Annotated in this window: 17 protein-coding genes; 11 read left to right on the top strand and 6 right to left on the bottom strand. The window is 41.3% G+C overall.

The window, feature by feature from the left end:
• The first annotated feature begins 134 nt into the window (after window positions 1-134).
• Window positions 135-1,031 (top strand): AraC family transcriptional regulator, encoded by an 897-nt coding sequence (locus LY624_RS21055; protein WP_130152418.1) that lies wholly within the window; start codon window positions 135-137, stop codon window positions 1,029-1,031.
• Here LY624_RS21055 and LY624_RS21050 read toward each other — a convergent pair.
• Window positions 1,021-1,692, bottom strand: a complete 672-nt coding sequence (locus tag LY624_RS21050; RefSeq protein WP_341804604.1) for a YoaK family protein — start codon at window positions 1,690-1,692, stop codon at window positions 1,021-1,023. The genes LY624_RS21055 and LY624_RS21050 overlap by 11 nt on opposite strands.
• Window positions 1,693-1,821: 129 nt before the next feature.
• On the opposite strand from LY624_RS21050, the gene LY624_RS21045 reads away from it, so the two are divergent.
• On the top strand, window positions 1,822-2,853 hold the full coding sequence (locus LY624_RS21045; RefSeq protein WP_341804603.1) for a LacI family DNA-binding transcriptional regulator: 1,032 nt from the start codon (window positions 1,822-1,824) through the stop codon (window positions 2,851-2,853).
• On the opposite strand, the gene gtfA is transcribed toward LY624_RS21045, so the two are convergent.
• Entirely contained in the window at window positions 2,850-4,322 is a 1,473-nt protein-coding gene (gene gtfA, locus LY624_RS21040) for a sucrose phosphorylase (protein ID WP_341804602.1), read from the bottom strand. The genes LY624_RS21045 and gtfA overlap by 4 nt on opposite strands.
• Before the next feature lie 138 nt (window positions 4,323-4,460).
• On the opposite strand from gtfA, the gene LY624_RS21035 reads away from it, so the two are divergent.
• The 3 genes from LY624_RS21035 to LY624_RS21025 all read left to right on the top strand — a co-directional run bounded on the left by LY624_RS21035 (window position 4,461) and on the right by LY624_RS21025 (window position 9,302).
• A complete protein-coding gene (locus LY624_RS21035; protein WP_341804601.1) occupies window positions 4,461-5,681 on the top strand; it encodes an MFS transporter in 1,221 nt (406 codons plus the stop codon).
• A gap of 151 nt (window positions 5,682-5,832) precedes the next feature.
• Entirely contained in the window at window positions 5,833-8,232 is a 2,400-nt protein-coding gene (locus LY624_RS21030; protein ID WP_341804600.1) for a TonB-dependent siderophore receptor, read from the top strand.
• 188 nt (window positions 8,233-8,420) lie between these two features.
• Entirely contained in the window at window positions 8,421-9,302 is an 882-nt protein-coding gene (locus tag LY624_RS21025; RefSeq protein WP_341804599.1) for a methyl-accepting chemotaxis protein, read from the top strand.
• Between the two features lie 291 nt (window positions 9,303-9,593).
• On the opposite strand, the gene LY624_RS21020 is transcribed toward LY624_RS21025, so the two are convergent.
• Complete coding sequence (locus LY624_RS21020) at window positions 9,594-10,805, bottom strand: sugar efflux transporter (protein ID WP_341804598.1); 1,212 nt, start codon at window positions 10,803-10,805, stop codon at window positions 9,594-9,596.
• 225 nt (window positions 10,806-11,030) lie between these two features.
• On the opposite strand from LY624_RS21020, the gene LY624_RS21015 reads away from it, so the two are divergent.
• Both LY624_RS21015 and LY624_RS21010 read left to right on the top strand, forming a co-directional pair.
• Window positions 11,031-12,545, top strand: coding sequence for a catalase (locus LY624_RS21015; protein WP_341804597.1), 1,515 nt, complete (start codon window positions 11,031-11,033; stop codon window positions 12,543-12,545).
• 58 nt (window positions 12,546-12,603) lie between these two features.
• Complete coding sequence (locus tag LY624_RS21010) at window positions 12,604-13,083, top strand: ankyrin repeat domain-containing protein (RefSeq protein ID WP_341804596.1); 480 nt, start codon at window positions 12,604-12,606, stop codon at window positions 13,081-13,083.
• 42 nt (window positions 13,084-13,125) lie between these two features.
• Here the strand turns inward: LY624_RS21010 and LY624_RS21005 are convergent, their stop codons facing one another.
• Window positions 13,126-15,624: a S8 family serine peptidase gene (locus LY624_RS21005; RefSeq protein ID WP_341804595.1), complete on the bottom strand. Its 2,499-nt coding sequence runs from the start codon at window positions 15,622-15,624 to the stop codon at window positions 13,126-13,128.
• Between the two features lie 540 nt (window positions 15,625-16,164).
• On the opposite strand from LY624_RS21005, the gene LY624_RS21000 reads away from it, so the two are divergent.
• The 4 genes from LY624_RS21000 to LY624_RS20985 are packed head-to-tail and all read left to right on the top strand — an operon-like array spanning window position 16,165 to window position 19,295.
• A complete protein-coding gene (locus tag LY624_RS21000; RefSeq protein ID WP_341804594.1) occupies window positions 16,165-17,679 on the top strand; it encodes a curlin in 1,515 nt (504 codons plus the stop codon).
• A 35-nt stretch (window positions 17,680-17,714) separates the two neighbouring features.
• Window positions 17,715-18,107 (top strand): curli production assembly/transport protein CsgE, encoded by a 393-nt coding sequence (locus LY624_RS20995; RefSeq protein ID WP_130151775.1) that lies wholly within the window; start codon window positions 17,715-17,717, stop codon window positions 18,105-18,107.
• Window position 18,108: 1 nt separating this feature from the next.
• Window positions 18,109-18,522, top strand: coding sequence for a curli assembly protein CsgF (locus LY624_RS20990; RefSeq protein WP_237115406.1), 414 nt, complete (start codon window positions 18,109-18,111; stop codon window positions 18,520-18,522).
• Window positions 18,522-19,295, top strand: coding sequence for a CsgG/HfaB family protein (locus tag LY624_RS20985; protein ID WP_237119136.1), 774 nt, complete (start codon window positions 18,522-18,524; stop codon window positions 19,293-19,295). Before LY624_RS20990 ends, LY624_RS20985 begins: the two co-directional genes overlap by 1 nt.
• 63 nt (window positions 19,296-19,358) lie before the next feature.
• Here LY624_RS20985 and LY624_RS20980 read toward each other — a convergent pair whose 3' ends face one another.
• Together LY624_RS20980 and LY624_RS20975 are read right to left on the bottom strand one after the other, a co-directional pair.
• Window positions 19,359-20,054 (bottom strand): helix-turn-helix transcriptional regulator, encoded by a 696-nt coding sequence (locus tag LY624_RS20980; RefSeq protein ID WP_341804593.1) that lies wholly within the window; start codon window positions 20,052-20,054, stop codon window positions 19,359-19,361.
• A 144-nt stretch (window positions 20,055-20,198) separates the two neighbouring features.
• Entirely contained in the window at window positions 20,199-21,701 is a 1,503-nt protein-coding gene (locus LY624_RS20975; RefSeq protein ID WP_341804592.1) for a trehalase family glycosidase, read from the bottom strand.
• Between the last annotated feature and the right edge of the window lie 6 nt (window positions 21,702-21,707).

Below are 21,707 nucleotides of genomic sequence, written 5' to 3'. Positions count from 1 at the left end.
CGGTGAGTTATTGTTTATTTAACCGCTAACGATTTACGTTAGCCCAGTTACACAAAATGCACTTGATTCTCAGTCCAGACTTTTTGACTATCTGTCCATAAATAAGGAAAAGTGAGGCAACAATGAACACATCAATCACCAATAGTCGCTCAAATAAAAAACGCCAACGTATTGATGTGCTTATTGAAAATAAAGTAAGCTTTGCTGGGGAGCACGCTGAATTAAGTATTTACGACACCTATTTAGACGCGCAAAAAGTGGCGCTACATTCCACTGAATTACTGTTCTGTGGCATGATCAGCGGTAAAAAAATCATGCATGTTGCCGACAGTGACTATCATAAAGAGTTTTTACCTAATCAGTCATTTGTACTTGCCCCAGAGCAAGGGGTGCTAATCGATTTTCCTAATGCGTCTCTTAATCAACCAACAACCTGTTTAGCGATTGAAATCAGTACCGATAAAATCAGCCAAGTAGTTGATGCTCTTAATTTTAATCAACAAATTACCCAGGATGACTTTTTCCAATATCAAGCGAAGTTGGTGCATACCCAGCATAACTTACAAACTCAACAACTGCTTGAACGGATGATCACCCTGTTTAGCGAAAATGAACAACACCGAGATTACTTAATTGATTTATCACTCAATGAGCTAATAACCCGCTTGCTACAGCAACAAAGCCGAGATTTGATGATCGCAAGCTGCAAGCAAGGTAAACTTGCAACCCCACTGAGCCAAGTAATTAGCTACCTAGAACAACATCTTGCTGAGAATATTGATATTGATGTGTTATGCAAGATTGCCTGTATGAGCCGTAGTAAGTTTTATCAGCAATTTAAGCTGGCATTTGGTGTTACACCTGCTCTTTGGCAACAACAACTACGCTTACAAAAAGCGTATAAACTGCTCGAAAAAGGTGAGGCGATTAGCCAAGTTTGCTATCAATTAGGGTTTAATAACCCGAGTCATTTTAGCCGTGTGTTTAAACAAGCCTTTGGCGCAACACCTAAGAGTATCGCTAATCATTAAGCTCTGGATTGCGATGAGAATAAACGCGATAGGTTAAGGCGAGTAAAATACAAATAGCACTTGGTACATAAAGCGCCGCAAAGCTCAATTTTGCAAATAACCATGCCCCCGCTAAGCCACCAAAAATAAACCCAATAATAATTAGACCGAACAGTTTAGCCTTACGTTTATCAAGCGCCTCACCACGTAAAACCCGACCAAACATGATACCTAAATCAGTAAAGATACCTGTCACATGGGTGGTACGAACAATTGCGCCACTGTAAGTTGTTGCCAAGGCATTTTGTAGCCCACATGCCGCAGAGGCTAAAAAGTGTCCGTAGCCAGAGCCATTAAACAGTAACCAAAGTGCACCCAATAAAAGCCCTGCCTCAATCAATAATGCCGTGTCGTAATGACGACCTAGTTTAAGTGCTGAGCTATGCAGTAAAAACCCAGCAATACCAGATCCGACTAAAAATGACAGTAATACACCAAATAAATGCAAAGCATCAAGGCTATTACCTTGCATAAGATCTGCGCCAAGCAAGGTGGCAGTCCCCGATAAATGCGATACAGCTTGATGCTCAAAGCTAAGTAAACCAACTGCATTTACGCACCCAGCCACCAGCGCCAAAATAAATGCGCCAATCTCAACCCATTTTGGTAACTTAGAAATCACTCGCTATTCGCCTTTTTCTCATACTCGAACTCATTCTCTTATGGTACGCCTAATTTAATGACTAAAAACACTTTTTTTCGACTCTTTATATGGTAATTTACCATTAAGTGAATCGATTAAGAACCGACAATGACAAAGCCAAAAAGCTGGACGCTGAAAAGTATTGCCCAAGAGTTAGGCGTTTCAAACGCCACCGTATCAAATGCGTTTAATCGTCCTGATCAATTATCGAAAGCACGCCGCGAAGAGATTTTGGCGGCCTGTAAAAAGCTCGGCTATTTTGGTCCTAACAAGGCGGCGCAATCATTACGCCGAGGCACCTTTAATATTGTTGCTTTAGTATTGCCAGACAGCGTTGAATATATGGTGTCAGATCCAGTTGCTAGCAGTTTTATGCGGGGTGTATCGGCGGTACTCGAAAAAAATGGTATTAACCTTTTATTATTTTCTGGTAACAGCGATAACCTTAATAGCGTGGTCGATTTTGTTGATGGCTTTATTTGTTATGGTCGCCCTCGTAACAAGCAACTTGTGGAACAATTAAAACAGGTCGCAAAACATGTGGTAACGGTTGATTTTAATATTGGTCGCGATGCCTCAGTAAACGTAAACAACCAACAAGCCAGTTTCGATATTGCCAAACATGCACTACAAAAAAATGATGATCGGGTTGCCATTTTAGGCCTGCGTTTACTCGATAACGACGTATTATGCCGAGTATACGAACATCATGAGTTTGAAGCGGGTCAGTCTATTGCTCATCAACGACTGCGCGGTTATCACCAAGCAATCAGCGATGCTGGTGTTACCCTTGGCGATGATAGAACATGGAATATTCCAGAAAGCAGCGAACGCTTTGCTAGCATTGCCGCTAAAGAGGCGCTTAGCAGCACACCAAGGCCAAACGTGTTGTTGTGCATGAGTGATTTAATCGCCCTTGCCGCCATGCGCGAAGCATTAAAAATGGGCTTATCTATTCCTGAAGATGTCAGGATTGTTGGCTTTGATGGCATCGATGAAGGCCAACGATTTGTGCCAAAACTCACCACTGTCCATCAAAATAGCGAAGAAAAAGGCCGCATTGCAGCGACCTTGTTTTTATCGAAAGAGCAGCAAACAGCCGAAATCGACTACCAACTGCAATTGGGTCAAAGTAGTTAAGCTAAAAGGTCAGCCAAATCAACAATGCTTTGTTCGCCATCGCGATGATCAACAATAATCACTTCACGGCTAGCAAAGTCAACTTTTAACTCGATTGAGCTGGCATCATCATGCCAGCTTAAACGGCACACACTGCCTTCACCTTTAGCAATAAACTCACCGTTAAATGCTGGGTGCTCATTACGTAATTGAATCAGCTTAATTAAACCTTTCACCACAGGTTTAGCAAGCGCAGCATCAATGTCTTGTGCATTTAAGTAAGGGCGATTGATATCACGACCTACATTGGTACGAGCCAGTAATTCCATATCGTTTTCACAAGCGAACAGGCCACCATAATAAACTTGCGGAATACCTGGCGCGAAGAACTGAATTGCACGCGCTAATAAGTAATCAAAGTCATCCGCACCCAAGGCATTGTAGTAAGTGCAGTTTACTTGATATAAATCGACATTACTTGCTGCTGCACCGGTTGCTAGGCGGCTTTGCCCTTCACTCTTTTCATGAATGGTTTCAACCAAGTTATCAATTTCTGCTGCATTTAATAAACCCGGTTTATCACCCATTGGGCCTGCGTCAATGATGCCAATGCCATCGTGGGTATCGAGTACCGTTAAACAGTTACGCGGCGAAATGGTTAGCCAGTTCAATAAGGCTTGCGCATCATTGCTAAACAAGCTGTGTAAAATAAGTGGAGGTAAAGCAAAGTCATAAACCATATTTACACGCTTTGCGACTTCAATCTGAGTTTGGAAATGGCTATGGATCTCGGCAATAGTTTCCATACCTGCTTCATTTGCTTGCGCCGAAAGCTTATTTAAATACTCAAAGGTTTCATCCAACATAAAGCAGTTTGTGCCAGCTTCTTTGATCGCATAGCCTGCCGCATCTAAACGAATAATGTTGACATTATTATCAGCAAATTTGCCAAGCACCGTATTTAAATACTCGATACCCGCCGTTGATTTCACATTAATATCAATTTGGTTTTCGGTAAATGTGGTCCAAAAATCATAGGTTTGGCCATCGCCACACGCAATAGGTGTAAAGCAGCTACCCGGACGTGGACGGTAAATCGCTTGTTGCTCAGCCTCAGACATGCCATTTGGGAATACATCGTCTTTAGTTAAAAATAACTCCCAAAATTCAGATTGCTTGCCTTTCGCGAGTACATCTTTAAATTGGAAAGATTGTGCTGAAACATGATTAACAATTAAGTCAGCCATTAAGTCATAGTTTGCACCAAGCACGTAAATATTGTCCCAGCTACCAAGACGCGAGTCGACTTCACTATGATCAATAGGATCAAAGCCAGCATCACTGCCATCAATCGGGTTATAAAATGGCAACAAATGTACACCTGCAAACACATTGTTAAGTGGGCCATTTAATAAATTACTTAATTCATCAATACCTTGACCAGTAATACGGTCTGCGTAGGTGATTAATTGCACTTTATTGTTGATCATAATTGTTAATACCAAGTTGAAACTTAATCGATTAAGATATATCTTTAACCACGACAGCAAATTATTCAAGCAGTTTTTATCGTTTTTATACACTAATATACATAGTAAAGGCGCAGACCTTTCGGTGGGGATACAACAATGAATAGAACACACGATCCTTTGCAAACCATTAGATGGCTGACATACATGATGTTTTTTATGTTTGCGATGACCTCTGATGCGGTTGGTATGATCATTCCTGAGCTTATCAATGAATTTAACTTAACCATGACTCAAGCCAGTGCCTTTCATTATGCGCCTATGGCACTTATTGCTTTTAGTGGCTTATTTTTAGGTTTTTTGGCCGACAGTTTTGGGCGCAAGCAAACCATCATACTGGGACTCGGCATCTTCACTATTTGCTGTTTTCTGTTTACCGTTAGCAGTAGTTTTAGCATATTTGTAGTGCTGCTTAGCTGTATTGGTCTTGCAATTGGACTATTTAAAACCGGTGCTTTAGCGCTGTTAGGTGATATTTCTAAAAACAATTTAGAGCATACAAAAACCATGAATTTGGTCGAAGGCTTCTTTGGTGTTGGCGCCATTGTAGGGCCTGCGCTTGTCAGCTTTTTGATCACCCAACAAGTAAGCTGGACATACCTTTATGTTATTGCTGGAGTTTTATGCTTAGTTCTAACCTTAATTGCTTGGCGTGCAGATTACCCTAAACCTAAAGAGCTTGAAGAACACGCAAAACCTGCCTCTCTTGCAACCACCATGAGCATGATGAAAAATCCTTATGCACTTGGCTTTTCGTTAGCGATTGCTCTTTATGTTGCAACCGAAGTGGCAATATACGTATGGATGCCTACTCTGCTTGGCGACTACACTGGCCCGTGGCAATTGCTGGCAACCTATGCACTGACTTTATTTTTCATTTTACGCGCTGCGGGGCGTTTCTTAGCGGTGTGGCTGTTAAATCACTTAAGCTGGCAAGCGGCGATGCTGTATTTAAGCTTAGGTATCGCACTGTGTTATTTAGGCTTAATCTTCGGTGGCGTTGATTGGGCGGTCTTCTTACTCCCCTTATCAGGGCTGTTCATGTCGATGATCTACCCAACTTTAAACTCGAAAGGCATTTCTTGTTTTGCCGTTCAACAGCACGGTGCGGTAGCTGGGGTAATTTTGTTTTTTACCGCCCTTTCGGCTGCTGCAGGCCCATTATTAATGGGTGTGATCAGTGACTACTTTGGCCACATTCGTTACGGCTTTTATCTCGCAACAGGCTTCGCATGTTTACTGTTTTTAGCCATGCTATATAACTACTTACGTAACCCTGCTGAACAAGCGTTAGCGCAGCACAGTGCATTAAGCCACTAATTAAAAATCGTTAAAAATCAATTATCGAACATAAATTGTGCAATTTTTCACTAAAAAGACTTGCACTGTGTAAAATTATTGTTATCTTTACTTAATCGATTAAGATAGCAATTTAGACAACAAATCATCTGGGATTGAGACGAGGCACATTATGACAACACACAAACATGCCCTTTACACATTAAGCGCGCTTGCATTAGCAATAAACCAAAACTTACACGCCGAAGAGCAAGCACAACCGGAGGCCAAAAAAAGCGGCCTTGAAACAATCGTTGTAACAGGTGTACCACGCCGCACAAGCATCATGGCATCAAGCTCATCGGTTAGCAGTGTGACATTAGCTGAAATTGAAGTATCAACACCACGCTCTACCGCAGAAGCATTCAGAACTATTCCAGGTGTTCGTTCAGAATCAACAGGTGGTGAAGGTAACGCGAATATCGCGGTACGTGGCTTACCGGTTGCATCGGGCGGTGCTAAATTCTTGCAACTACAAGAAGATGGCTTACCTGTTATGCAGTTTGGCGATATTGCCTTTGGTAACGCAGATATCTTCATGCGCTTAGATTCAACAGTACAAAGTGTTGAATCAATCCGTGGTGGCTCAGCGTCGACAGCAGCAAGTGATGCCCCAGGTGGTATTATCAACTTTATTTCAAAAACAGGTGAGAACGAATCAGGTAGTGTATCAACAACGGTTGGCCTTGATTATGACTCAATTCGTACAGACTTTGAGTATGGTACGTACCTAAACGACAGCGTGCGCTATCACATTGGTGGCTTTGTTCGCCAAGGTGAAGGCCCTCGTGATACAGGATATACATCAAATAAAGGTGGGCAAATTAAGGCAAACCTAACGAAAGAATTTGATGCCGGTTATGTGCGTGTTTACTTTAAACACCTCGATGATAAAAGCGTAGGTTACCTCCCTATGCCTATGTATTCAAATGGTGACTCAATCCCAGGTTTTGATGCGCAATCAGATACGCCGCATTCTGCTCTTTTCACACAAACTCTGCGTTTAAATGGTGATAACCAAATCAGTACAGGCGATATGACCGACGGTATGAACCCAGTTGTTACCTCAGTAGGTTTTGAAGCGGCATTTGATTTAGAAAACGACTGGCGCATCGAAAACCGCTTCAGAACATCATCAGTAAGCGGTAACTTTATTTCTCTTATTCCAGCTGAAGTTGCATCTGCAAGCTCTATCGCTTCTAGTATTGCTGGTGATGGTGCATCGCTTGTTTATGCAAATGGTGGTTCAGCAGGCGAAGCCTATGGCGATGACGATTTAGCAATGCGTATTCATACATTCGATGTAACGCTAAACGACATGGGTTCAATTGTTAATGACCTTAAGCTGACTAAGTCGTTCTCTGATGACACTAGCGTTACCTTTGGTTACTTTGCATCAAGCCAATCGATTGATATGTCGTGGCTTTGGAACTCATATGTTATGGAGCTAAAAGGCGACAACGCTGCATTACTTGACGTTTACGCTGCGAATGGCGACAGCTATTCAGATAATGGCTTGTACGCTTATGGTACACCTTACTGGGGTAACTGCTGTCAACGTAACTACGATACTGAATACGAAACACGCGCACCTTACATTAACTTAGCCACTAAATTTGGCGATTTAAGCATTGATGCAAGTGCTCGGTATGATTCAGGTGAAGCACGCGGTAACTACGCAGGTGCAGTAACATCTACTATTGATATGAATGGCGACGGTACCATCTCAATTCCTGAGCAAAGTGTTGTTGGTATTGATAACGCGAACCCAAGCATTGTTAACTACGACTGGCACTACAGCTCATACTCAATTGGTGCGAACTACCAAATTGATCCAAGCTTTGCGACATTTGCCCGTTTAAGTAAAGGCGGCCGCGCGAATGCAGACCGCTTATTATTTGGTAAAGTAGAAGCAAATGGTTCGGTTGCCGAAGCGGATGCAATTGATGAAGTAAACCAATACGAAATCGGTGTGAAAAAACGTTTTGATTCACTATCAGTATTTGCAACAGCATTTTACGCAGAAACTGAAGAGCAAAACTTTGAAGCGACATCACAAAAGTTCTTTGACCGCGAGTACGAAGCGAAAGGTATTGAGGTTGAATCAACCTACTACCTTGGTGATTGGGATTTCCGTGGTAATTTTACTTGGACAGACGCAGAAATTGCTAAAGATGCATTATCGCCAGAGTTAGTCGGTAATACACCACGTCGTCAAGCTGACCTAATCTACTCACTAATGGCAACTTACAATTTTGACAAAGGTGCTGCTGGTCTAAGCTTTATTGGTACAACGGATGCTTACGCACAAGACAGTAACGACCTTAAATTTGATGGCTATACACAAGTGAATGGTTTTGTAAGTTACAATCTATCTGAAAACTTAAGCCTTTCGCTTAACGTGAACAACCTGTTCGACACCGTAGGTATCACAGAAGCAGAAGAAGGCTCAGTACCAGATAACAACATTATCCGTGCCCGTACTATTAACGGCCGTACAACGTCGCTTACTTTAAAATATTCTTTTTATTAATCACGCTCCTCCCTCGTTTTAGCCCAGTATTTACTGGGCTTTTCCGCTTTAATAACCAGCTTTTCCACTTCACTTAATCAAATACTCTTAATTACTCTCTTTCTAACAAAAACATTGATAATAAGTTAATACTTTGATCTATAATCAACTTGTGCAAGAAGTATCAACCATATGAATTAGGAACATACATGTTTGTCTCTAGCAAAAGCCACTCTTTACTCCAAGATCAATACAACGCGCTATTAGCTGAAGTTGAGGCACTTAAAGCCGACAATCACGTATTACGTGACGAAAACGAACGCTTAGAAGCAAAATTACATCAGCAAGCTGATGATGCAGACCAACTGTTCCTTGCCAACTTATTAAATAGTTCGATTGAATGTATCACGCAAATTGAGGGCGTACGCCAAACTGTACTCGACTCATACCTTGTTATCGAAGAAGAAAGCCAAGTTACTTTACAAATAAGCCAACTACTAAACGACTCGAATAACGCTCTGCAACATATTGTCAGTGAAATGGCGAGTATGGCGAGCAAAATGGGCAGTATGACCAGTAACATTACCGGCCTATCTGATATGGCGGATAGCATCAATACCTTTGTATCAACCATTTCTAAGATTTCTGATCAAACCAACTTACTCGCGCTTAACGCTGCGATTGAAGCTGCCCGTGCGGGTGAGGCTGGTCGTGGGTTTAGCGTTGTTGCCGACGAAGTGCGTACGCTTGCAACCAACACCAATAAATCAGCACAAGAAGTGTCTGATCTAGTAAAGGAGATCATCAACAAAACCAGCGAAACAGTGACCTCGGTTGAAGATATCCAGCAAAACAACACTCAGCTTTCAACAAGTTTTGATACGCTAAACAATGACTATGGTTCAATCATGAGCCACTGTGATTCGATGAAAGAAACCATTATTAATGCAGCCACACGCTCATTTGTGCAAACCGTAAAACTAGATCACATTGTTTGGAAAGGTGAAGTCTATGCGGTTGCTAATGGCACAAGTAACAAGTCGATTGATGACTTTTCAGACCATACTATGTGCCGATTAGGCAAATGGTAGAATTCAGAGCAATCAAATGGCTTCAAACAACATAACGCATTTCGTCAATTAGAAGAGCCACATCGTGAAGTTCATCGCAATGGTGTTGAAGCATTAGTCATGCTGCAAACTGGCAATAAAGACGCAGCGATTAATCACATTAATAAGATGGAAGCAGCCAGTGAACATGTGATGAATTTACTTGATCAACTCGCTAATGGGTAGTTACTCATAATTACCCCCCAGTAATTGGAATGTCCAACTATTGGGGGTCATTTCACAGATGCTCGGTCTTTTATCTATTTAAGCTAATTACTCAACTAGGCCTTCTTGTCGCACTGGCATAACAGCTCCTTGCTGCTCTTGACGCTTCACATAGCTAAACAACAACAAACACCCTAGTGCCAAGCTTGCAGCTAGCATAGAACCAAGGGTTGCGAATCTAAAACTATAAAACTGTGCAATAACCCCTGTTACCCCTGCCCCACACATAACGCCGAGTTTAATTGCGTTGGTATAAAACGCTGAGGTAAACCCTATTCGTTCGGGGAGCTGATCTTGTAATACGGTTAAGCCAATACCCGCGAAAACACCGTAAAACAGCCCATTTAAAACTTGCAGCGCGATTAAATGCCACACTTGAGTAGCAAAAAACACCCCTAAATAAAATACAATGGCACAACAAAATGCGAGGGCAAGCATCGAGACTTTACTGTATTTTTTAGCAAGCTTTGCTCCATACAGCATGATAGGAATTTCTAACAGTGCCACTACCCCCATAAACAGCCCTGGGGTATGTTCTGCAAATCCTAGTTCTGTAATGCTATAAAGCGGCAGTGCTGATGAATACATAATATTGCCCGTTGAACCAAGCATAATAGCTAAGCCTAGCAACCAAAATGATAAACTTGTTGCTTCTGCTGGCTCTAAAGCGTGTTGTGCTTTTTTAGCGCTGTAGTCAGGAATAAACTTAAATGCGAAGATTAGCGCAACCAAGGCACACACCGCAGCAAAGTAGAACGAGCGGCTAAACTCGCCTCCCGCAGCTAACAAATAACCAAGCGGCGGGCCGCCCACCCAAGCAAAGGAAATAGCAGCACGTAAACGCGAATTAAAACTGGTGATGTCGATGTTCTGCTGACGCCCAGCCCATTGTCTTGCCACGGTCATCATTTGTGGAATTGCTGCATTGCCCATCGCAAGAAACAACACGCCTGCGAGCAAGACTTGCCAAAATGCAGTGGCATTCGCAAAGGTCACTAACGCACACACCATACCTGATACAGCAACCATAAATAACTTACGCGCACTGGTGCCTTTATCAGCCATGCCACCTAGCCACTGACTAATAACTAACCCAGTAATGGTGACCGCCACCATATAAACACCCAAATATACGGGCGGTGTTTGCAGCCCTTCGACAATGAATAAGCTCATCAACGGGTTAACGAATGCTCCCATTAACCCAGTTAGCATACTTAGAAGAATAAAAATTGCACCATGCTGTTTTAGCAATGCTTTCACTCACAACCCCACATTAATACGACACGTGAATAGATATTTAAAGGGCGCAAATTATACACAGTTTTAGCGAAAACTTCATTTTGTAATACAAATAAAATTAAAACCTAATTGATAGATATAAACTATCACCTTAATAGAAACAATCAGTTTTACCAAATAAAAACACCTTCATATAATGGCTGCAACAAAACGCCAATGCCTTGGTGACTTATGAAGAGGTTTATTATGAAATTTAATCGCACACTGACTTTAAGCACACTTGCTCTTGCAATCAGCCTTCCTGCATCCGCTGCTACACTTACCAAAGACAACGGTGCAGCTGTGGGTGACAACCAAAACTCTATTACAGCTGGCCCGCGTGGCAGCGTTTTACTTGAAGACGTTCATCTAATTCAAAAACTGCAACGTTTTGCTCGCGAACGTATTCCTGAGCGCGTTGTTCATGCGCGTGGTACAGGTGCACATGGTGTGTTTGTTGCGAGTAAAAACCTTGAAGACCTAACCATTGCTGCGCCATTTGCACAAGCAGGCAAAGAAACAGAGGTATTCGTTCGTTTTTCATCAGTTATTCACGGTAAAGGTAGCCCTGAAACTCTACGTGACCCACGCGGTTTTGCTACTAAGTTTTATACCGATCAAGGTAACTGGGACTTAGTGGGTAATAACTTACCGGTGTTCTTTATTCGTGATGCAATTAAATTTCCAGATATGGTGCATTCATTAAAACCATCTCCAGTTGATAACATTCAAGATCCAAATCGCTTTTTTGATTTTTTCTCACATGAACCAGGTTCAACACATATGTTGACATGGGTTTATAGTGACCATGGAACACCAGCAAGCCTGCGTAAAATGGATGGCTTTGGGGTGCATTCTTATAAAATGATCAACAAAGACGGTGACGTAAAATACGTAAAATTTCATTGGCTTAGCCAGCAAGGTATTGAAAACTTAAATGCTAAGCAAGTTGCTGAAGTACAAGGTAAAGATTTTCAGCACTTAACCCGTGATCTGTATCAAGAAATCAATAACGGTAATTTCCCGAAATGGGATCTATATATCAAAGTATTAGACCCATCTGAACTGGATGACTTTGATTACAACCCATTAGATGCAACAAAAATGTGGTTAGGTGTTAAAGAAACCAAAGTAGGTACCATGACACTAAACCGTATGCCGGGCAACTTCTTCCAAGCAACAGAACAAGTCGCTATGGCCCCTGCGAATATCATTCCGGGTATTGAACCATCAGAAGATCGTTTATTACAAGGTCGTGTGTTTTCATATGCCGACACCCAAATGTATCGTCTAGGTGCAAACCACCAGCAGTTGCCAATTAACCGCGCCAAAGTAGAAGTGGTTAATTACAACCAAGACGGTGCGATGAACTTTGGTCATACCACAAGCAATGTGAACTATCAGCCAAGCCATGAAAACGTGCAAGAAAACCCAATTGCTCGTAAGGCACAAACGAAGCTGGCTGGCTATGTACAACAAGCAGCGATTAAAAAGCAGCAAAACTTTGCTCAAGCTGGCGTGTTATATCAAAGCTTTACTAAACAACAACGTACAAACCTGATCAACAACTTAGCGGGTGATTTAGGGAAGGTAAAAGATAGCAAGGTAAAGCACATTATGCTCAGCCACTTTTACAAAGCAGACAGCGAATATGGTACGCGCTTAACCAAAGCCGTCGGCGGTAACCTAGCGACGGTGAAAAAACTAGCAAGCTCACTTTAATTCACTCTCCCAACCTTGATGAGGAAGGCACGTCCTTCCTCTTTTTTAGGAGTTAACTATGCGTATTTTTGCTTTTCTACTGCTGAGCCTTTTATTAACAAGCAACCCAGTAAATGCTGAACAGCAAACAGATTCACAGACACAATATCAAACCTTACTTGCCTATTATTTTGCTGCTGCGCGAACTGCAGAGAACGACATCATTGAACAATTTGTTGAGGCCGGACTGCCAATCAACAGCGTTAATGAAAAAGGCTATACCGCGCTGATGATTGCCACTTATCATGGCCATAAACAAACGGTAAACCAACTTTTAGCATTAGGCGCCAATGCGTGTCTTGAAGATAAACGCGGCAACACCGCTTTAATGGCAGCTATTTTTAGAGGTGAATTTAGCATCGCTAAAACGTTAATAAAACAAGACTGCGACACTGAGCACGCAAATAAAGCAGGGCAAACCGCCGAAGCATTTGCAGCACAATTTGGTCAACAGCATGTACTTGCTTTGCTTACGCAATATAAAAAAGCGAAACAATAAAAAAAGCCCAGCGGAAACTGGGCTTTGAATAGTAGAACAATATTAGTCGAACGATACCGTTACTGGGTTAGAGCAAACGGTTTCAGTTACACATACCTTGTACTCATAGCTTGGTAACTCAGCATTACGCTCTACATCACGATAGAAACCACGATCAGCTACTGTTTCAAGTAGTTCTCCGTTACGGTAGATGCTTACTTGATCAGCGACTGTTTGCCAGCTTAAATCAACACGCATAGTACCTAAACGCGTTTTACTTGAGCGTTTAAGCGATAACTCAATTTCAACATCAGATACCACAACCGTTTGCGTAAACGTATCTGTTTGGCCTTCGCTATCTGTTGCTGTTAGCGTCACTTCATAGCTACCCGCTTCGGCATAAGTATGTAGTGGATTTACATCTGTCGATGATGCACCGTCACCAAAGTCCCATGCCCAAGAGACAATATCATTATTGCTATCTGTGCTTGTATTGGTGAAAGTTACATTTAAACCTGATGCTTCAAATGCAAAACCTGCTTGTGGTGGCTGCGGGCTTACTTCACCAATTGCGCTGAAAGTAAGTGACCAGCTGTTTAATGTACCTGTATCAGCAGCCAGTACGTCTTTGACATTAAGTACCCAATCACCTGTTGCAACTTCACCATTAAAGTTAGCCAGCGAATAGCTTTGTACTAAGTCATCTGCGCCACCTCCTGATTGGCTGTGAAGCGTTGCAGTTGTTCCTCGCGGCGACGTTAACGTAACGATTAAATCACCAATATAAGTATGAGTAATATCAATACTTGCATCCGTTGAGAATACTGTCAGCTCGTCAGCAACAGTTATTATTGAATCAATACCTGTGTCATCGTTATCTGGAATAGTCAAAGGTGTTTCATTTGAGTAAGTAAAATCATTTAAGCCAACAGGATTAACAAATAGTGACACAGTGCTTTGTTTTGCAAGTTCACCTGACGTTGCATCAACAACAAAACTATAACTACCCCAAGCCGTTTCTTCTTGTGTGGGAACTGTTAATGTAACTACATCACCCGGCACTGCTTCAGTTTGCGATAGCGTTGCACCTTCTAAATCAGCTTGAAGAGCTAGGTTAACAACGCCTTCCCACTCGGCAATTGAGCCAATTTCAAAGGTATAGGTTGCAGTTTCACCTGCGGTGATTTGTTGCGAACCTGGCGAAACCGAAATTCTGAAGCTTGGTGTCGGATCAGCTTGTTCAAGCGCTTGATGCACATTTAAACGATTACCCGATACCGTTTTACCTTGCAGTGCTTCATTTTGGTCACCACTATTCATTAACAGTTCTTTTAGCTCAAGCGCTGTTAAATCAGGGTTGATTGATAACACCAGTGCCGCAGCACCTGCAACATGCGGTGTGGCCATTGAAGTACCAGAATAGCTTGCATAACCATTACCAGGTACAGTTGATAAAATTGCACTACCTGGTGCACCTAAATCAACACTGGTTAAACCCCATTGTGAGAAGCTCGACATATTGTCTCTGCTATCAGTGCTGGCAACTGATAACACACTCTCGTGCTCGTAGTTTGACGGGTAATGCGGGTTTTGGTCGTTATCTACCGCATCATTACCTGCCGCTGCAACAAATAGAATATCAGCTTGCTCGCTTGCAGTGATCGCATCTGCCAATGCTTGGCTAAAGCCACCGCCACCCCAGCTGTTATTTAAAACACGTACATTGACGCCTTGGTTTTTAAGATCAACCATGTAATCGATACATTTTATCGCATCAGATGTAGAGCCTGTACCATCCGCACTTAAAAATTTACAGCCTACAATTGATGCTTCTTGGTTTACACCGACTACACCTGTACTGTTATTGCCTGATGCACCAATAGTACCTGATACATGCGTACCGTGGCCCTGATCATCCATAGGGTCACCAGCATCAGTAATTGCATTAATACCATGCACATCATCGATGTAACCATTACCATCGTTATCAATACCATCACCTGGAATTTCACCAGGATTTATCCACATATTGTCCGCTAAATCCTCATGGCTGTAATCGACACCTGTATCAATTACACCAACAACAACATCACGACTCCCTGTTGAAATACTCCACGCTTCAACAGCATCTATATCAGCATCTTCTATACCACCGGTTTGTCCTTCATTATGCAACCCCCATAATTGAGAGAAGTCAGGATCATTCGGCACATTTGCTATTGATACACGATAATCAGGTTCAACATATTCAATTGCAGCATGGCTTTGCAGACGCTTGATAGCTTCTTTGCTGCTCATACCAGCAATTTTAAATTTAGCTAAACGACCAGATAAAATTGCTGAGTAATTGTCATCAACACCATCTTGGTTAACATCACTAATAGTCGCTTTCACTAGGTTACGGGCATTTTCTCGCATCGCGACAGAGGTGCCAGCTTTATACATGACCAAAACTGAGTCTTCGCTTGCACCGACTACGGTCGCTTTTGCTGGAGTGCTTATTTGCGCAGCACCTAAACATGGTAATAAAGCTAGGCTGAGTACAGATAATTTAGTTTTCATATTTTCTATCCATAATTAGTTGAACTGGCCGAGGGGTAGACTCGACCAACAAAGCTCATTACTTCTGAATGAATATCACATGGCATATTTTATAAATGGCAAATCACATTCAACTAGCAAGGAAAATACCTATTGAAACAAAAAATCCACACTTTTAAATGAGAAAAACAATATAAAACCGCCAAATAAAGCACTTTTTAATGAGTTTCTTGTTTAGGAACTCAACCCATATTAACTAGCACTTTTTGACCACCTCCAGCTTGTTAATTAAACAAAAAATTAACAAACCCAACTTAAGACCTTGAAAATAAATAATATTAAAAACAGCAAAAAGTGATGATTTTTTATTCCTAAAAATCAGCCTAGAGTAATTACTTGTTAATCTAGAATTCAGATTATCAACGAGTAGTAAATACGTTTCATTCACTTCTGAACGTCACAAAAGAATATCACGCACTTAATCCGGCAAGGCATGCCGGTACATAGTTCTAAACCAAAAACATTAGAACTTTGATTAATAATAACTGAAAGGAAATAATCATGAAGTTAAAAAGATCTCTACTCACATGCGCAATTACCTTCGCTTTGGGCTCAAGCTTTACTGCATACGCTAATATTGATGATAAAGCTCAATCAAGCTCAGAGCTTGCTACACAAGTAGCTGTGCAAAGCACAATCAGCTCAGTTTCGATTGATCAAACATCGACATCTGGAATAGGTAACTCACATGTTGTTATACAGCAAGGTACTGGTCAAACTGCGGAAACAACCAGTATGGGTGATGGTAATTTACTTGAGGTTACTCAAACACAAACGAGTAACTTATCACTCGTAAGTGCAACGGGTAATTTTAATACTATAACCCACAATCAAAATGGCACACTCAATGGTGCGTTATCCGAAGTTACTGGTACAGACAATACAATTGATGTGGCACAGCAAGGTGCTGGCTTCTTTGGCATTAATAATGAGGCAATTAATATCATCGAAGGTGACGCAAATACGATTGAAGTCAATCAAGGTGATGGTGGTCATTGGTTATATAACTTCAATATGCAAGGTAACGACAACACAATTAGTGCATCGCAGGTAGGTTTATTAAATGAAGCGACATTCAATGTAGTTCAAGGTGATGATAATACACTTGAGGTAGCACAAGACGGTTTATTCAATGCATTTACTTCGGATGAAATCGTTGGAAACAGTAATGAAATTATTATTGATCAAACCGGTTCTTTCAACAGCGCTATACTCACCTCATTGCGTGGAGATGCCAATGAAGTAGAGTTTGAACAAGATGGCGATTCAAATAGTGTTGTTATTGCTGAAATCACTGGCAATGATAATGAAATTAACGCTGATCAAGAAGGCAATAGTAATAGCTTTGAGTCTGCTGTAATGATGGGTGATGGAAACGCTCTTTTAGTTAATCAAGCACAGGATAATAATACCGTCACTCTTGACGCTATTGGCAATGATAATGAACTAACAGCATTTCAAAATGGTAACGGTAACGACGCTTACCTAGGCGCCGTAGGCGACGAAAATGAATTCACCACCAACCAAATTGGTGATGCTAACAGTGCACATATCGCAAACTTTAATGGTAGTGATAATGACGTTGATATTAGCCAGGCTGGTAATGAAAACACTGTACTTGTGCAGTCGTCATACCCTGACACTTCTCTAACTTCAAATAATAACGAAATTACCGTTAACCAAGAAGGTAGCTTAAATGAAGCTGCTCTTACATTTGCAAGCGTTCTTGATAGTAACAGTAACCAAGTTTCATTTGCACAAAGTGGTGAGTTGAATGCGATAGATCTCATTATGGAAGGTAGCGGCCATTCTGTTGATATCAGTCAGACTGGCTCTGAAAACTTTGTAGTAGGTGTTGATCAAGGTGCTTTTTTGGTCGGTGGCGAGAATAACTCATTTGTTGTTGTGCAAGAAGGTAACGCGAACCTTGTTGAGGGCTCAATTATTGGTTCTAACAACGCTGTGATGATCACACAAATTGGTGATGGCAATATCGCAACTGTAACTCAAGAGTAAACTGTTAGGAGGGAGCTCTGCTCCCTCATTCAATTATGAAAACACAACTTTTAATCCGTATTTATTGCATTTTTTTAGCTTTCAATTGTTTTACAAGCCAAGCGAAAGAACTCGAGATTGATGGTCTTGTGCTCGACAGAAGCATAAGCCGTTTTGGGCATCAATTTTACTTTGAGTTTGCGAACCTCTGGCGCGATCTCCCTTCTACGGCTGGCTTTAATATCGAAATAAAAGAAACGGTATTACCGCGAGCAGGCACACGACTCGTACTAAGAATGAATAATCAAATCGTGTATGTCACTTACTTAGGCCGTCGCCTTGAACCTTTGGATGAGCGTGTAAAACAAGCAATGTACAGCGTTATGGACGCGATGGCGCGTAGTCAGATGCAACAATCATCACCGGATATGGCAAAAAATGGATGGTAAAATGAAATATATCATTACACTAATAATAATTTTCAACTTACAAACTAGCTGGGCGACTGAACTCGTTTATACCCCAATTAATCCCAGTTTTGGCGGAAGCCCGCTCAATGGCAATATGTTATTAAGTAAAGCACAATCACAGAATAAGCATAAAGCCCCCATTATTGAGCAAAATTATGCAGATAAATTTCAAGATTCACTTGAGCGAACTTATCTAAACCGTATGGTCAGAGAAATCACCGATATGGCATTTGGTGAAGAAGTAGATGACAGCATTTTCAATGGCGACTCGTCATTTATCACCGGAGACTATGAAATACAAATTATCACCAGTACCACCGACACCATCACTGTTAGAATAACAAGCATACTAGATGGCACTGTGACAGTTATTGAAGTACCGAGGTTTGAATAATGATTAAGGTAATTTTAAGTGCGATACTATTGATACTTACAGGCTGCTCATCAATTGGCAACCTTGTTCCACCAAGCAAGGGGTTAGCCGAAACATTAGAACCAACCGAAACGTTTAGAGCCCTACAAGCACTACCTCATCCTATGGGCAGTATTCCTGTTTCTGTTTATTCATTTAGAGATCAAACAGGTCAATACAAACCACAAGCGAATGTGAGTTCATTTTCAACCGCCGTCACGCAGGGTGCAAACTCAATTTTAGTACAAGCTTTGCACGAATCTGATTGGTTTATTCCTGTTGAACGTGAAGGTTTACAAAATATCTTAACTGAACGAAAGATAATCCGTGCTGCACAAGCAGAAAATAAGGATTTACCTGAACTCCCTCCCCTCACAACTGCAAAAATAATTCTTGAAGGAGGAATTATTAGCTACGACACCAATATTAAAACGGGTGGTATTGGTATGGAGTATTTTGGTATTGGTGCATCTGAGCTGTACAGAGAAGATGCAATCTCAATCTACTTGCGCGCTGTGGATGTTCGAACGGGTCAGGTACTACTATCGGTCGCCACCAGCAAAAAAGTACTAAGCCAAGAAATGCGTGCCGGCTTTTTCCGCTATGTGAGTTATAAACGACTTGCCGAAGCAGAAGCAGGCTATACAGACAATGAGCCTATGAGTATATGTGTTACTCAAGCGATCGAAAAAGCGCTTAGTGACTTAATCCTAAAAGGCATCAATAAAGGTATTTGGTCAGCTAAAACGGTGTAACTTAATCTAGGGCGCTGATAACAGCGCCATTGATACAATGGCTTATAAAACCCAAGCCATGTTTTACTGCCTTTGCAAAGATAAGCTCACAGCCATATAGTTTTGTGCCCAATTAGCAAGTTCAACACGATTACGCGACGCTGTTTTTTTGAATGCACTATAAAGGTGAGTTTTTACCGTGTGATCGCTAATATTCAAGCTTTCAGCTATATCGCGATTACTTGCTCCTTGTGCGAGTAAATGAATAACTGATTTTTCACGCTTGGTAAGTGAATTTAGGTCTATTTCCGTGCCAGTTGTATCATTGTTTGTATTAAACTGGTTTCGTGAAATAGCCGACCACATATAGTTAAATACGACGGAGATGCTCTTTGAGCTAAAAAATAGCTCGCCATTGAGCACTTTCATTAGTCCAGAAAAAATATCTTCTGGCGATTGCTCCGCAAAAAATACGCCTTTTATACCATTGAGAAGTAAATTCTTTTCGCACACAGAATTAACTTCAGCATTAAAAATAACCACTCGATTTTTTTTTGCTAGTTGCACTAACTCTGCTGGAAGCAAGTCAAGCCAATAAGCTCCTGCGCTATCAATAAGATAAAGATCAAACTCCCCGCGCGATGACTCCAATGGGAGCCGCGAATCAATTTTAACGCGTACAAAGAACGCATCTAACATTTTGATTAAATATTGATAATTTTGGCTACGGTTTTGTGATGATGGTTGAGCCTTTAGAAAAACAGAAGTTGATTGAATCATTTTATTTCCTCCTTGAAATACCCAATTAACAATACCTAGTTTAGATACATGATTCAATCAAAATTAACTTAGTATTTATAAATACTTATGAATAAGGAAGGACAACAAAATTTTTTACTTATGTTAAAATAGAATTTCAAATTGCTATTTTTTAAGCAGTTTATAGAATCGAGATGTTACTCCATTAGTCCAACCAAACCCTTGCTGAACAATGTACTCTCCTCCACAAGCACGGTCTCTAATGTTGCATACATTGTATTTCTCAAGCAGGCACTTATCCTCAGAAAAACGCACTTCAATCATGCTTAGCCAATTTTCCATAATGCTTTCAGCTTCGCTGACAAAGCCATATTCAGTTAAACCTTTTACAGCAAACCATTGCAGCGGCGCCCAGCCATTAGGACTATCCCATTGCTGTGGTGTACTACACAATGTTGTCACTAAACCACCGGATTTTAAAAACTCACTCATCAGTTTTTTCTTCACTTGTTGAGCTTGTTGTACAGATGCAGCGCCTACAAACAAAGGTACAGCCATTGCCATTGAATCAACACTGCTTTGCTGATTGAGTCGAATGTTGTAATCACGATAAACACCCGCCTCAGAATTCCAACAATAGATATTAATTGCATCTAAGCGCAGTGTAGCCTGCTCAGCAATCGACTGACTCTTTTGTTCTTCACCAAGTAAACGGTAAAAACGCGCAAGGGTTTGCTCTAGGTTATACAATAAACTATTCAAATCAACAGGTATGATATTGGTCGTTTCAATACTTTTCAGATCGCTATGATCGCTTAGCCAACGACTACTAAAATCCCAGCCAGACTCGCATGCCGCACGGATATGTTGAAAATAGCTTTGTTGCTGCTCAGTTGTCAGCCCTTCAGCATCATGTAAATCTTCTTTTAATGACTCTGGGCGAGGCGTTGCCGCACTATCCCAATAGCGGTTTAAAATAGCCTTATTGGGCATTTTTACGACACGCCTAATAGCAGGCGTTTCATTGCTTAGGTCGTTACAGCCTTGCATCCAAAATTGATACTCAGCCTCAAGTGCTTTTACAGCGTTTCCCAGCCAAGTTAAATCTGCTTCATGTTTATATTTCGCATCCCATAACATCGCTATCATTAACGCCAAAACAGGTGGTTGCGAGCGAGAGCTATAATAAACACGGTTACCATTTGGGATACAGCCATTACGCTTTTGTAGGTCAATAAAGTTATTAACCATGGCTTCAATGGTTGCTAGGTCGCCAGTATCTTCTAAACCTAAGGCAGTAAAATAACTATCCCAATAATAAATTTCTTGAAAACGGCCTCCCGGCACAATGTAGTCAAACTGAAGTGGCATCAGTGAGCTTGCTAAGTCAGTATCAGCATTGCGATGCAAGTGCGGCCATAAATCAAGAATGTACTGCTTAACAGATGCGGTGTCTAATTTAGCTGTCGGAATGGACTGATCTGCAAACACAAAGTTCGACATAACAAATTTACGCAGCTCATCACCTTTTAAAGGACCTACAAGTTGATACAACTCACAGGCACTTTGCCAAGATAAGTTTGGCACTGCATCAGCAAACATTTTTGAATCAGCAAACACTTCAGCTAGCTGTACGTCTTTAAATAATTGGCTATTAACGAAGTTCATGATAAT

It is taken from the genome of Pseudoalteromonas sp. N1230-9 (assembly GCF_032716425.1).
Taxonomy (GTDB): Bacteria; Pseudomonadota; Gammaproteobacteria; order Enterobacterales; family Alteromonadaceae; genus Pseudoalteromonas.
This window is presented reverse-complemented; position numbering and strand designations above follow the sequence as displayed.